The sequence below is a fragment of the Hymenobacter sp. genome (assembly GCF_036388155.1).
In the GTDB taxonomy this organism is placed as follows: domain Bacteria; phylum Bacteroidota; class Bacteroidia; order Cytophagales; family Hymenobacteraceae; genus Hymenobacter.
Map to the genome: position 1 here is coordinate 1 of NZ_DASVSI010000143.1, position 12,620 is coordinate 12,620.

Here is a 12,620-nt window from a genome sequence, read left to right on the forward strand (position 1 = left end):
GCGAGATGCTTCGCTCCGCTCTGCATGACGGGCGTTTATGATTAGGCGGCAGCGGCGGTTTTCAGGGCCTGAATGAGCGTGTTTGGCGCCAGCCGAAGCTTGTATTCGTTGTACTTGAAAGCCTTGGCGCCTTGCATGGCCACGGCGGCAGCTTGCCGGAAGGTTTCTTCCGTGGCGGGCTTGCCCACCAGCGCCTGCTCGGCGGCCGCGAGGCGCCAGGGCTTGTGCGCCACACCGCCCATCGCCAAGCGCGCGGCTTTGATGGTGTTGCCGTCCAAGTCCAGAGCAGCAGCGGCTGATACCAGCGCGAAGGCGTAGCTGGCGCGCTCCCGCACCTTGTAGTAGCTCACGTGCTTGGTGAAGGGCCCGTCGGGCACGTCCACGGCCGTGATGAGTTCGCCGGCCTCCAGCGTGGTGTCCTTTTCGGGGGCGTCGCCGGGCAGGCGGTGCAGGTCGCCAAAGGGAATGCGGCGGTCGCCTTTGGGGCCGCTCACCAGCACGGTGGCATCCAGGGCCACCAGGGCCACGCTCATGTCGGAGGGATGCACGGCAATGCATTTGTCCGAGAAGCCGAAGATGGCGTGCATGCGGTTGATGCCTTCCAGCGCGCCGCAGCCGGTGCCGGGCTCGCGCTTGTTGCAGGGCATGGCCGTGTCGTAGAAATACGGGCAGCGGGTGCGCTGCAGCATGTTGCCGCCGGTGGTGGCCATGTTGCGCAGCTGGGCCGACGCCCCGGCGTTGATGGCCTGCACCAGCAGCGGCTGCCGCTCACGCACCTGCTTGTCGTCGGCCACGGTGGCGTTCAGGGCCAGGGCGCCGATGCGCAGGCTGTTGTTCTCGCGCTCGATTTTGGTAAGCGGCAGGCGGTTGATGTCGACCAGCTTTTGCGGGGCCATCACGCCGCGTTTCATCAGGTCGACGAGGTTGGTGCCGCCGGCAATGAACTTGGCGGTGGCATCCTTGGTCACGGCGTCGATGGCGGCCTGCTGCTTGGTGGGCCGGACGTATTGGAACTGGTTCATACTTTCTGCCCTCCGTTTTTCACTTCCTGAATGGCGGCCACGATGTTGGTGTAGGCGCCGCAACGGCAGATATTGCCGCTCATAAACTCCCGGATTTCCGCTTCCGAGTCGGCGTGGCCTTCGCGCACGCAGGCCACGGCCGACATAATCTGGCCCGGCGTGCAGTAGCCGCACTGGAAGCCGTCGTGCTTCACAAACGCGGCCTGCATGGGGTGCAGCTTGTCGCCGTCGGCCAAGCCTTCAATGGTCGTGACCTTTTTGCCGTCGTGCATCACCGCGAAGCTCAGGCAGCTGTTCACGCGCTGGCCGTCGACGTGCACGGTGCAGGCGCCGCACTGGCCGTAGTCGCAGCCTTTTTTGGTGCCGGTCAGGTTCAGCTGCTCGCGCAGCAAGTCGAGCAGCGTGGTGCGGGGCTCAACGGAGAGCTTGTATTTTTTGCCGTTGATTTCCAGCTTCAGCGGGACTTTTTCGAAAGCCGCGGCCACGCGTTCGTCCAGCTCGTGGGAAGCCGCTTGCACCACCGGGCCGGGCACCAGCGCCATGGCCGTGAGCACCGACGACTGCTTTAGGAAATTGCGCCGGGCCTCGTCGTGGTTGGCCGGCTGGTCAGGTTCGGGGTTTTCATTCATAACTATCGACGGGAAGTTGTCAGAGGGAGGAGCTTAGGCCGCCAAGGCCATGCAGAAGGCCGCTGGCCGGCCGCTTACGCTACTTCAGTATACGGAAAGATGCCGACACGCAGGCAGCGCGCCACCCAAAAATTGCAGGGTAATTCCGCTTTTTGTTCTAGTCTGAACCAATTGAGAATGTTTTAATCTGCTTACCCCCACTAAACTACTATTACTTAAGCCGTCCGGCAGAGCGCCGCGAAGCATCTTGCCCGCAGTCGCTAATCAGTTGAAGCACGCGAGATGCTTCGCGGCGCTCTGCCGGACGGCTTTTTTCGCTAATTGTCGGTGTGCCTTGACTGCCATCAATTCAGGATTGCGCCGTGGATTGGCGCTCGAACAGTTTTGACTTCAACACGATGCTTTCGCCGGGCAAAATGGACTTGCGCTTTCCTACACCTCGTAGCAAAATCTTGGCGGCTTCCTTATTGATTTCCTGGGTCGGCTAGGTGATGGCGGACAGCGGCGAGTCGAGCAGGGCGGCACTTTCCAGGTTGGAGAAACCGATAATTTTGACATCTCCGGGGATGCGGCGGCCCAGCTGCCGGCACACCTGGTAGGTGCTGGTGGCCAGGTATTACGGCAAGCCGACAGAATTGGCTGGTCCGCTCGTCTACCTGGCCACCAGCACCTACCGCCCCGTAACTGGCGAAACGGTGAAAGCAAACGGCGGCCCCGACGACCACCGCAGCGCGTACTCGAATTAGCACGTCCGCCTCTTTCAACAATACATTTGACCGTCGTGCCGAGCGCAGCCAAGCACGACGGCGACTACTTTTTACTAACTCAACTATGCCCATTATCCAAAGCTGGCGCTGGTACGGCCCCAACGACCCCGTTGGTCTTTCCGACATCCGCCAGGCCGGCGCTACCGACGTCGTCACGGCGCTGCACTACATTCCCAACGGCCAGGTGTGGCCCGTGGCCGAAATCCAAAAGCGCCAGGCCGAAGTAGCGGCGGCCGGCCTCACCTGGAGCGTGGTGGAAAGCGTGCCGGTGCACGAAAACATCAAAACCCGCACCGGTCAGTTCGAGGAATACATCGCCAACTACCAAACCAGCCTGCGCAACCTCGCGGCCTGTGGCATCTTCACCGTCACCTACAACTTCATGCCCGTCCTCGACTGGACGCGCACCGACCTGGCCTACGAAGTGGAGGACGGCTCCAAGGCCCTGCGCTTCGAGAAAGACGCTTTCGTGGCGTTCGACGCTCTGCTACTGAAGCGGCGCGGCGCCACCGAGGAATACACGCCCGACGAACTGGCCCGTGCCGAGGCGCGCTTATCCTCCATGAGCGAAGCTGAGCGGCTGCAACTGCAGCGCAACATCATTGCGGGCCTGCCCGGCAGCGAGGAAAGCTTCACGCTGGAGCAGTTTCAGCTGGCCTTGGATGCGTACCAAGGCATCGACGCGGCGAAGCTGCGCCAGCACTTGGTGCTGTTTCTGCAAGCCATTGTGCCGGTGGCGGAGGAAGTGGGCATCAACCTCGCCATTCACCCCGACGACCCGCCCTACCCCATCCTGGGTTTGCCGCGCGTGGTGAGCACGGCCGAGGACGTGGCCGCGCTGGCAACAGCCGTGCCTTCGCTGCACAACGGCCTGTGCTTCTGCACCGGCTCCTTCGGCGTGCGGGCCGATAACGACCTGCCCGGCATGGTGCGCCAGTTCGCCGGCCGCATCCACTTCATCCACCTGCGCAGCACCCAGCGCGACGAGGCCGGCAATTTCTACGAAGCCAACCACCTGGAAGGCGACGTGGACATGTTCGCCGTGATGCGCGAACTCGTGCAGGTGATGCGCCAGCGCCAGGTCAGCCTGCCCATGCGCCCCGACCACGGCCACCAAATGCTCGACGACCTGAAGAAGAAAACCAACCCTGGCTACTCCGCCATCGGTCGCCTCCGCGGCTTAGCCGAGCTGCGAGGCCTGGAGCTGGGCATCAGCCGCAGCTGAGAAGCCATAAGAAACCATAAACGGTCATGCTGAGCGGAGTCGAAGCATCTCTCCAAGCAAGTAATTATTTACTCGCGCAGTAGAGATGCTTCGGCTGCGCTCAGCATGACCGTTCTTAATTATACATGCGCTAAAACTTAACGCGCATCTGGGCTTTCACTTCGCCCCGCAACGGGCCGGTGATTTCCTCCAAGCCGGTGCCCACCGTTTGCTGGTTCCGGTAGCGGGTTTCGGCGTAGCGCAGCCAGAGCGTAATGGCGCGGTTTACCCGGATTTCGGCAATGCCGTAGATGCGCGTGCCCTGGCCGTAGAGCGCGGGCAGCGACACGGCCAGCAGCACGTCCTGCTCGTACACGTACTGGCGGGTGTCGTAGTCATCGGCGTCGAACAGGGAGTAGCGGGCAGTAAGCTTTAAGGTGCGGTTTACCTGGTAGCCTACGTCCTGGGCCAATACGTAACCCGCCCGCCACGCCAGGCCGGTGTCGTCGCGCAGGCGGGAGGCTTGCACGCGGGTACGCAGGCCCAGGTTGGCGCTGGCGGCGGTGTTGTAGTAGAACAGAATGCTTTGGCGGAGCTGCTCGCCGGGCAGCGGCACGGGCCGGACTTCGTCGCCCGAGGGCAAGTCGCGCGGCTTGAGGCGCTGGCGGAGCTGCACGTAGAGCACGCTGGTTTTGGACGGCGTGTAGGCTAGGCGCACGAGGGCGTCGTGGCCGTCGGTGGGGGCGCTGGCCCGGTAGCGCAGCCACGGGAAGCGGAACTGGTCGTAGTAGGCCGAAATTTCCCACTTGGCCACGGGGCGTATTTTCAGGCCGAGGTACACGCCGGTTTCGTTGATGTTGCGGGTGTTTTCGCTGAAGGCGTTGCCGTAGAGGGTGTGAAAGGTGGGGTCGTAATGGCGCACGAGCAGGGCCGCGTCCACGGTGGGGCCGAGGCTGGCGAGCAGGCCGTTCACGGTGCCCAGGCCGCCGCCGGTAGTGCGGGCCGTTTCGCCGAATAGCAGCAGGTTGCGCCACACGTAGCTGTAGTGCAGGCCCACGGCCAGGTTTTCCTTGCCGCTGAACTCGAAGCGGTTGTAAGGCTCGGCGCGCTTGAGCAGCGGGGTGCCGTAGTGCGTGAACACGCCGGTGGCCCCCAGGGCGAGGTTGCCGTTGCGGCTGGTGTAGCCCACGTTACCGCCCCCAATAGTTTCGGCCAGCTCGTGGCGGTTGGCCAGCTCCGAGGCCGTGCGGTGGAAGCCGGTATAGAGCAGGCCCGACGTGAACTCATCGAACTGAGCCAGCGAATCGATGCTTTGCTGCAGGTTGGCGTCCACGTTTTTGTGCGACGCAAACGCCGTGGCCTGCACCGTGGGCGCCACCTGCACGGTAGCCGCCCCACCCCGGAAAAACGTGTTTTCGAGCAATGACGAGTACGCCCGCACGCCCACCGACGAGCGCCGCAGCGTGGTAATGGTTTCGGCCCCCTTGCCCACGCCCAAGCCCGACGACAGCAGCAAGCCCTGCCCGAACTGCAGCTGGTAGTCGCCCAGCGCCAGCGCCTTGAGCCGCCCGCGCTCCTGCAGCAGGAAGTGCGCCGACACGTAGTCGGCCCCGAACTGGCCGTTTTTGGGGTTCCAGGTCAGCTGTTCGCCGGCGTCTTTCTCCATCGAGAAGCCCAGGCTGAAATCCTTGCTGTGGCTCACGCGGTAGCGGATGAGCATCTTGTCGGGCGAGCCGAGGTAGCGCGTGGTGGGCCGCCCCTGAAAAATGGTGGGCGGCGTATAGCCCTGGCGTTCCTGCAGCACCCGCTCGTAGCGTAGGTAGAGGGCGTTGTTGTCCTCGGCGGCAATGCGCTGCCACAGGCTGCCGCGGCTGCCGTTGGCACTGCTGCTGAGCACGCTCACGAAGGGCAGAATGCGGTTGATGGTGCGCAGGTCGTAGCCTTCGATGCTTTGCAGCTCATACACGCTCAGCAGTTCGCCGTTGGTTTCGCGGTGGCGCAGCAGGGTGGTTATCTGGTTTTCGCTCAGCAGCAACAGCGCCCGCAGCTCCTCGCGGGTGGCCAGGTTGAGGTTGATGGGCGTGGTGTAGTACTGCAGCAGGGTTTCGTACAAGTCCTCGTAGGGCACCTGGTCCGACTGAATTTCGGCGAATAATTCCTGCGTGAGGCGGTCCAAATCAGGCGGACGGCGAATGAAGTCTTGCGCTTTTGTCGAATGAGGAATGAGGAATGAGGAATGAAGAATTGCTACTGTAAGCAAAAGGCACCGCCCAGCGCAGTTTGCGGAGGAGATGGAAATTCTATAGCGAAGCCAAGTAGTGGCAGAAAGTAAGTTTTTTACCATGTAATAATTTAATTCTTCACTAAATCAGAACGCCTCGTTGTATTCAGGATGGCTCGCAGGATGCGGCAGACTTCTTCGCAGTCGTTGTGGACGCTATGGAAGGATTCTTCGGTCAAATACTCGGTGGCACGTAGCAGTTTTAGCCAATAGCTGGTCTCCCGAGCTTCCTTGTAGGCAATGCTGATTTTGGCTGAAAAATCAGCTCGGGATATGCCGCCAATGGCTTCTTCCACATTGGCGCCAATAGATGTTCCGCTGCGCAAAAGTTGTTTGGTTAGCACAAATTCTTGCCGGCTTTCGCGCAAAAACGGCACAGCTTGACTATCCGCACAGCCAAGCCAAAGGATTTATAAGCGACAACGTTCTCGCTACCCTCCTCGACTGTGCTGCAAGATTCGCCAGCTAATTCCTCATTCTTCATTTCTCATTCTTCATTAAGCGCAGCGCAACGCTGAGGTGCTGGCTGAAACCCAGCGCCTGCTGAAACGACGCCGCGTAGTCAATCTGAAAGCCACCGGCCAGCACACCCAGGCCGGCGCTGGCTTGCTCGGTGAGCGTGGCCAGGCCCAGCCGCGCCGCCAGGATGGGAACCGGGCGGTACTCTAGGCCGGCCTTGAAGTTGGCGTCGCGCTCCACGTCTTTCTCGGTTTCGACCAGCAGCACCACCTGTGAGCTGGGGCGGTAGGCCAGGCCGGCCTTGAGCACGGTGGGCACCCGCTCGTCCTGGTAGCTGGCCAGCTTGGTTTGGCTCAGGTTGTAGAGCGAGGCACCGAAGCTGAGCTTCTGGGGCACCACCTCGATTTGACCGGCCAGCGTGCCCAGCAGCACGCGCTTGCTGCCGAGGCCCTCGATGCTCACCTGCAGCATGTCGACGCGGCCGCCCAGGCTGATTTGGCCAAAGCGGTAGCCGTAGCCGGCGCCCACGCGGGTTTCGTTGTAGAGCGAGCCGCCGAAGCGCTGCGCTTCGAACGCCACTACGCCGTGGCGGGCCCAAGTGCGGGCCGCGGCGGTTGGGGCCAGGGTGGCATCTCCGGTGGCGGCGGCTGAAGCGGCGCGGCCCAGCGGCATGGCTACCGTGAGCGCCCCCACGTTGAGGGCCGAGCTGAAATAGCGGTTTTCGGCATAAAAGCCGACGGTGGGTTGTTGAATTTCGCTCAGGCCAGCGACATTATTGCCCATGCTCCACACCTCGCCGGCCAGCGCCACCGAGGCGTTGCCGAGCGCGGCGGCGCGGGCGCCGCGCGTGCCGGGGCCATTGCCTTGAGCTGCGGCAGGCGCGGCGGCCAGCAACCCGAAGAAGACCGAACTAAAGCAGAAAAAAGAAAATAAACGGGGTACACAGTGTTCCATGACCGGAAGGTAGCAGCTTAACAGCAAAGGGTTGAGCTCAGCCCCCGAATTATTTTGCCCAATTGCGCAGTTACCGGTTTCGGCACTGCTGCCGAACTTGCTTTCCCATGCCCCGCTCCTTCTCTGCCGCGCCCCGGCGCGAAACCGTACTCTATCGAAATCAGCCGCTCAGCTACACCCTCGTCTTCCGGTCGCGGCGCACCATCGGCTTCGCCGTGCGGCCCGACGGCAGCGTGCACGTAAGCGCCCCCGCCGGAATTTCGGCCGAGTGGGTGGCCCAACAAGTACTCAAAAGAGCCGACTGGATTCTGAAGCACCAAGCCACCTTTGCCAGCCGCCCCGCTCCTGTGCCGAGTCTGCGCTATCAGCCCGGTAGCCAGCAATATTACTTGGGCCGCCCCTATCCCCTGCGCTTCGCCGAAGCCACGCGGCCGGCCGTGGCGCTACTTGGCGAGGAACTGGTCATCAGCACCCCCATGCCACTCACCGAGGCCCAAACGGAGGCGCTGCTGCACAGCTGGTACGCCCGCCAGGCCGGGCCGCTCTTTGCCGAGTCGTTGGCGCGGGTGTGGCCCCGCTTCGCCGAGTTCAAGCTCACGCGCCCGACGCTGTCGGTGCGCCAGATGCGCACGCGCTGGGGCAGTTGCACGCCGCGCACGGCCCGCATTCGCCTCAGCCCCGAGCTGGTGCGCGCCCGGCCCGAATGCCTCGACTACGTGGTGCTGCACGAGTGCTGCCACCTGCTGGTGGGCGACCATTCCAAGGCCTTCTATGACCTGCAAACCCGCCTGCTGCCCGACTGGCAGCGGTGGAAAGACGAGCTGAACGCGCTGCCGAAGTGATAGTCGAGCTGGCTTAATTCACTTAATTCAAATAATCAGTTAGTGGGTTACCAGCTAAATCACGCCATGCCTGTTTGCCGTTCACTGAGTATCCACAAATGACTTGAGCCGCTTGAATAGCATTCTCAAACAAGAAACTCTGTTCAAACTTTAATTGGTCGACTTGCCGCATGAGAATTTTCTGCTCCAGTAGTCTCTTCCGCAAGGCAGCCCCAATGGATGACAGACTTTTGCGGTTTTCTAACATTGCTGACGAACCAGCACGCACACATAATTGCCGAGTGGTCGGGTTCCAATCAGCAGTAGCTTTAATTTCCGCCCGGTTGAGTAATAACACAAACTCAACGGTTTCTCCGGCCATTGGAGGCGCAGGCTCAGCAGGCGCAGGCGACTTCTGAACGGCCGTTTTCTTTAAGGAAGCAGGTTTTGTTCCAGTTGACTTTGTGGCGGTTTGAACGGGCGGTTTTGATGCGTTGTCGACGTCGGGAGCCACGCTAGTTCCCGTGAGAAACGCCTGCGCTTCGGCTGGAGTAATAGTGAGTGTCTTGGCCGCTAATAGTTGGACCATGGCTTGTGGCAAAGACGAAAAAGGTGGCAGCGACACCAGCTTCTGCGCATCGGGCAGCACGTCCTGCATAGCCCTCTCCTTTTTGCCCAGCATCAAGTAGGCTTCGGCTTTTTGGCGGGCCGAGTGGTTCAGAATGTTTTCGCGGTGCAGAAAGGTTTCTAAGTAGCCCGCTGCTTCCTCCAAACCATCTTCCAACAAATCGAATTTGCAAAAAAGCTTGTCCTTAAATTCGCCGCTGGTAAAGGAGAAGTATAACCGCCAGTGCCGCCCGTCGGTGATGACCGTAAACAGGGCGGTGTGGTCGCGGTTGTAGTCGCGCAACTGTTTCTCAACCGTGCTCAAGTCTGCCGCGAAGGCGCCAACCGCTTTGCATTCGATAAACACGGCCGTGCTCTCAAAATCGTGGGTGAACAGCGCCACGTCCACCCGCGTGTTGTCTTCCTTTTTGGTGGCTTTGAACTCGGTGTACACTTCTGTTGGATTCCAGATGTTCCACCCCAAAGCTTGCACCACCCGCGCCACCAATGACAGGCGCACATGTTCTTCGTTGTGGTATTCTTTTTTCGCCAAGCGTTGGCGAACATCAAGCAGTATTTCGTTGGTCATGCAGCAGGCAGTTGGCTAATTATTCGTAAATAAACTCAACAACAGTGCTTGCGCGTTGCATGTCAGCAGGATTGCTCATCTGCCCCGTGCTACGCAGCGGTTACCTTCGCTCCATGATTTCCCGGCTGTTTCGCGCGCTTTTTCTGGGCTTGGTGTGGTTTTACCGCCACTTCATTTCGCCGCTCACGCCGCCTAGCTGCCGCTATACGCCCACGTGCTCGGCCTACGCGGCCGAAGCCATTGGCAAATACGGGCCTTGGCGCGGCGGACGCCTGGCCCTGCGGCGCATTGCCAGCTGCCACCCCTGGGGCGGCCACGGCTTCGACCCCATACCGTAGCGGGCCGGTTTCGTATAGCCAAGCTTTACCCTCTGAACCCCGTTCAATGCGTTTTATCCCATTGTTGCCGGCCGCGTTGGCTTTGCTCCTGGCCGCGGCCTGCTCGCAAGCTCAAAGCGACGAAAAGGCCCTCGCCACCGACACTGCTCCGGCCAAAGGCAAAAAGAAAAAGAACAAAGAATCCCTCGAAGACCGCATGATTGATGCCGCCGTGCCGGGCCTGAGCCGGGTGGGCAGCCTGGGCGTGCCCGAAAGCTCAGGGCTGGTGCCGGGGCCGCAGCCGGGCACTTATTACAGCTTCGGCGACAACGGCAACTCGGCCACGCTTTACCTCATCAACGACGGGGGTAAGGTGGCCTCCGAAATCAGCATCAACGCCAAAAACCACGACTGGGAGAGCATGACCCGCAACCCGCAGGGCATGTACTTCATCGGCGACTGCGGCAACAACAACTCCGACCGCCGCAACCTGCGCATTCTGCGCGTCGACCCCGCCCAGCCGCAGCAGGTGGGCACCATCGCCTTCACCTACCCCGACCAAACCGAGTTTCCGCCCAAAAAGAAGGGCCGCAACTTCGACTGCGAAGCCACGCTGTGGCACGACGCCAACATCTGGCTATTTACCAAAGACCAGCAGGAGCAAACCAGCAACGTGTACACCGTGCCCGACCAGTCCGGCACGCACACGGCCAAGCGCGTCACCAGCCTCGCCATTCCCGGTCAGGTGACCGACGCGGCCCTGAGCCCCAGCGGCCGCCGCCTGGTGCTGCTGGCCCGCGGCGCCTTGTTTACCCTGGACGGCGGCTCCTGGGAGGAAATCCTCAAGGCCACGCCCAAGCAAGTAGAACTCACCGGGGCCGGCCAAACCGAGGGCGTCGCGTTTAAGGACGAAAACACGCTGCTCATCAGCACCGAGCAAGGCGCGCTGTACGAGTATGCGCTGCAGTAGCGAAGATTGCCAGGCGCCGCGGGGTCGGATTAGCGCTGCGGTCGGAAACGTGCTTTCCAAGCGAGAGGATTGCTTGCGGGGCAAAGAAACCGCAGAAAAGCCACCAACCAAGCTCGCCGCCGACTATTCCGGCACCCCTCCTGCCAACAGGCAAGCTGGTCTTGGGCACGATGCGAAGCAAAAGGCGTAGATTGCTATTGAAGCGGTTTAGGCAGGATGTCGCCTGCTGGTCCGACGCCCTAAGCGTCCGACCGGTTGTCGGTCGACGGCCGATGGAGTGTCGTGTAGACAGCAGCCAGTCAAACGCTTAGAGCGTCGGACCGAACGGAGCCAACATGCCAGACAGCTTGATTGATAAACATATTAATATCAGTTAGCATGGCTCAGAAGCTGGTTTGGGTCTTGTTGTTGTCCGGATTCGGCGGCCGGGCCTGCGCCCAACACGAGGCCGACACGTGGTACTTCGGAGACCGGGCCGGCTTCAGCTTCCGGGCGGGTTTGCCGCAGGTGCTGCTCGATGGCCAAACGACGACTTACACCAGCGCCGCCGTGGTTTCGGACCGGACCACCGGGCAACTCCTGCTCTACTCTGACGGAGCCAGGGTGTGGGGCCGCGACCACCGCGTACTGCCGAACGGCGACGGCTTGTGGGGTTCTTCCTTCCCCGCGGCGCTGCCGCCGCCTGCCTCCTACGCCACGCAAAGCGCGCTGCTGGTGCCCGTGCCGGGCGATACGGCCGGCTACTACCTGTTTACGCTGCGGGCTGGCACCAAGGTAGCGGCACCGCCCATGCCGGCGCGGACCTACGCCAGCTCGCTCGCCTATTCACTGGTGGACCTGCGCCGCAATAATGGGCTGGGCGACGTTGTTCCGACCACCAAAAACCGCCGGTTGGCCACGGGGCTCAGCGAAAAGCTTACGGCCGTGCGCCACGCCAACGGGCGCGACTACTGGGTGGTGTGCCACGAATGGCTCAGCAACGCGTTTGTGGTGTACCCCGTGACCGTCGCCGGGGTCGGGCCACCCGCCCGGTATGCCCTGGGGCCGTCCCAACCAACCGATACCACCCACACGGGTTTCCAAGAACAGGCAACCGGCACGCTGCAAGCCTCGCCGGACGGCCGGAAACTGGCCTGTGGCACGTTAACCACGTCTGACAGCAACCCTCCGTCGTTTGGCCTCTACGACTTTGACCCCGCGACCGGGGCCGTGGCGCACTACGTCAACCTTGGAACCTTGCGCGACGCCTACAGCCCGTGCTTTTCGCCCGATAACTCCAAGCTCTACGTGCCAAACTTTGGCCGGACCCCGGACGGCCGAAACTACAACTGCATCAGTCAGTTCGATTTACGGGCCGGCGACGACGCCGCAGTTGCCGCGTCCGGGCAAAGCATTGTGGTCAACAATCCGGCCACCAACGTGAGCGCCACGCAGATGTCCCAAGTTGTCTACCAGTTCCAGAACGGGCCCGACGGGCGCATTTACGGGGCCAGTGGCTACCGCAGCGGTGGCCCCAACGAACAGTCCGGGGATGCGGGCAACGTGTTTTTCGTCATCGGCCGGCCCAATGCCCGCGGCTTTGCCTGCGAAGTTCGCGCCCAGCGCTTCGACTTTGGGGGGCGGTTTGCTCCCCCTGCCCTGCCCAACTTCATGCAGCACTTCTTCAATGGGTTGGAACCCCGCGCCGGTGCGACGTGCGCGCCCGCGGCGGCAACGCTGTACCCCAATCCAACCACCGCCACGTTCCGGGTGCAAGTGCCCGGCGACTGCCCGCAACCCTATCAGTTGACGCTATACGACGCACTGGGCCGCCGGCTACTCGTGCGGCCGGCCGCCGAAGCCAGGCCGGTAGAGGTGGCGGGACTCGCGGCGGGCTGGTACGTCGTTGAACTGCGCTTTGCCCAGCAGGTCGTCATTAAAAAGCTCGTTAAACTATAAGGCTCGCGGCGGAGAAGGATGCTATAGTAATTCGCGTTCGAACAGGCTAAAACCAATTCTTAA

13 protein-coding genes are annotated in these 12,620 nt (G+C 61.8%); 6 read left to right on the forward strand and 7 right to left on the reverse strand.

Annotated elements, in window-relative coordinates:
- Positions 1-41: 41 nt before the first annotated feature.
- From VF629_RS19940 to VF629_RS19950, 3 genes are all read right to left on the reverse strand, one after another.
- Positions 42-1,022, reverse strand: a complete 981-nt coding sequence (locus tag VF629_RS19940; RefSeq protein ID WP_331060267.1) for a xanthine dehydrogenase family protein subunit M — start codon at positions 1,020-1,022, stop codon at positions 42-44.
- On the reverse strand, positions 1,019-1,651 hold the full coding sequence (locus tag VF629_RS19945) for a (2Fe-2S)-binding protein (RefSeq protein ID WP_331060268.1): 633 nt from the start codon (positions 1,649-1,651) through the stop codon (positions 1,019-1,021). Before VF629_RS19945 ends, VF629_RS19940 begins: the two co-directional genes overlap by 4 nt.
- 484 nt (positions 1,652-2,135) lie before the next feature.
- On the reverse strand, positions 2,136-2,243 hold the full coding sequence (locus VF629_RS19950) for a substrate-binding domain-containing protein (RefSeq protein ID WP_331060269.1): 108 nt from the start codon (positions 2,241-2,243) through the stop codon (positions 2,136-2,138).
- A 13-nt stretch (positions 2,244-2,256) separates the two neighbouring features.
- Here VF629_RS19950 and VF629_RS19955 point away from each other — a divergent pair, with 13 nt between their 5' ends.
- On the forward strand, positions 2,257-2,397 hold the full coding sequence (locus VF629_RS19955; protein ID WP_331060270.1) for a hypothetical protein: 141 nt from the start codon (positions 2,257-2,259) through the stop codon (positions 2,395-2,397).
- An 85-nt stretch (positions 2,398-2,482) separates the two neighbouring features.
- Positions 2,483-3,643, forward strand: coding sequence for a mannonate dehydratase (uxuA, locus tag VF629_RS19960; protein WP_331060271.1), 1,161 nt, complete (start codon positions 2,483-2,485; stop codon positions 3,641-3,643).
- A gap of 130 nt (positions 3,644-3,773) precedes the next feature.
- Here uxuA and VF629_RS19965 read toward each other — a convergent pair whose 3' ends face one another.
- The 3 genes from VF629_RS19965 to VF629_RS19975 form a co-directional block, all read right to left on the reverse strand.
- Entirely contained in the window at positions 3,774-5,798 is a 2,025-nt protein-coding gene (locus VF629_RS19965; protein WP_331060272.1) for a helix-hairpin-helix domain-containing protein, read from the reverse strand.
- Positions 5,799-5,974: 176 nt separating this feature from the next.
- Positions 5,975-6,280: a four helix bundle protein gene (locus tag VF629_RS19970; RefSeq protein ID WP_331060273.1), complete on the reverse strand. Its 306-nt coding sequence runs from the start codon at positions 6,278-6,280 to the stop codon at positions 5,975-5,977.
- A 103-nt stretch (positions 6,281-6,383) separates the two neighbouring features.
- Entirely contained in the window at positions 6,384-7,316 is a 933-nt protein-coding gene (locus tag VF629_RS19975) for a hypothetical protein (protein ID WP_331060274.1), read from the reverse strand.
- A 107-nt stretch (positions 7,317-7,423) separates the two neighbouring features.
- On the opposite strand from VF629_RS19975, the gene VF629_RS19980 reads away from it, so the two are divergent.
- Complete coding sequence (locus VF629_RS19980; protein WP_331060275.1) at positions 7,424-8,158, forward strand: SprT family zinc-dependent metalloprotease; 735 nt, start codon at positions 7,424-7,426, stop codon at positions 8,156-8,158.
- A 22-nt stretch (positions 8,159-8,180) separates the two neighbouring features.
- Here the strand turns inward: VF629_RS19980 and VF629_RS19985 are convergent, their stop codons facing one another.
- Positions 8,181-9,332: a DUF4357 domain-containing protein gene (locus tag VF629_RS19985; RefSeq protein WP_331060276.1), complete on the reverse strand. Its 1,152-nt coding sequence runs from the start codon at positions 9,330-9,332 to the stop codon at positions 8,181-8,183.
- Positions 9,333-9,445: 113 nt separating this feature from the next.
- On the opposite strand from VF629_RS19985, the gene yidD reads away from it, so the two are divergent.
- From yidD to VF629_RS20000, 3 genes are all read left to right on the forward strand, one after another.
- Positions 9,446-9,670 carry a membrane protein insertion efficiency factor YidD gene (gene yidD, locus VF629_RS19990; protein WP_331060277.1) on the forward strand — a complete coding sequence of 75 codons (225 nt, stop codon included), beginning with the start codon at positions 9,446-9,448 and terminating at the stop codon, positions 9,668-9,670.
- A gap of 46 nt (positions 9,671-9,716) precedes the next feature.
- Positions 9,717-10,619: a hypothetical protein gene (locus VF629_RS19995; RefSeq protein WP_331060278.1), complete on the forward strand. Its 903-nt coding sequence runs from the start codon at positions 9,717-9,719 to the stop codon at positions 10,617-10,619.
- A gap of 378 nt (positions 10,620-10,997) precedes the next feature.
- Positions 10,998-12,557 (forward strand): T9SS type A sorting domain-containing protein, encoded by a 1,560-nt coding sequence (locus VF629_RS20000; RefSeq protein ID WP_331060279.1) that lies wholly within the window; start codon positions 10,998-11,000, stop codon positions 12,555-12,557.
- Positions 12,558-12,620 lie beyond the last annotated feature (63 nt).

Excerpts from the sequence above, each read along its gene's own strand:
- VF629_RS19985 (WP_331060276.1), bottom strand. The coding sequence starts at position 9,332 with ATGACCAACGAAATACTGCTTGATGTTCGCCAACGCTTGGCGAAAAAA.
- uxuA (WP_331060271.1), top strand. The coding sequence starts at position 2,483 with ATGCCCATTATCCAAAGCTGGCGCTGGTACGGCCCCAACGACCCCGTT.
- VF629_RS19940 (WP_331060267.1), bottom strand. The coding sequence starts at position 1,022 with ATGAACCAGTTCCAATACGTCCGGCCCACCAAGCAGCAGGCCGCCATC.
- VF629_RS20000 (WP_331060279.1), top strand. The coding sequence starts at position 10,998 with ATGGCTCAGAAGCTGGTTTGGGTCTTGTTGTTGTCCGGATTCGGCGGC.
- VF629_RS19945 (WP_331060268.1), bottom strand. The coding sequence starts at position 1,651 with ATGAATGAAAACCCCGAACCTGACCAGCCGGCCAACCACGACGAGGCC.
- yidD (WP_331060277.1), top strand. The coding sequence starts at position 9,446 with ATGATTTCCCGGCTGTTTCGCGCGCTTTTTCTGGGCTTGGTGTGGTTT.
- VF629_RS19975 (WP_331060274.1), bottom strand. The coding sequence starts at position 7,316 with ATGGAACACTGTGTACCCCGTTTATTTTCTTTTTTCTGCTTTAGTTCG.
- VF629_RS19980 (WP_331060275.1), top strand. The coding sequence starts at position 7,424 with ATGCCCCGCTCCTTCTCTGCCGCGCCCCGGCGCGAAACCGTACTCTAT.
- VF629_RS19995 (WP_331060278.1), top strand. The coding sequence starts at position 9,717 with ATGCGTTTTATCCCATTGTTGCCGGCCGCGTTGGCTTTGCTCCTGGCC.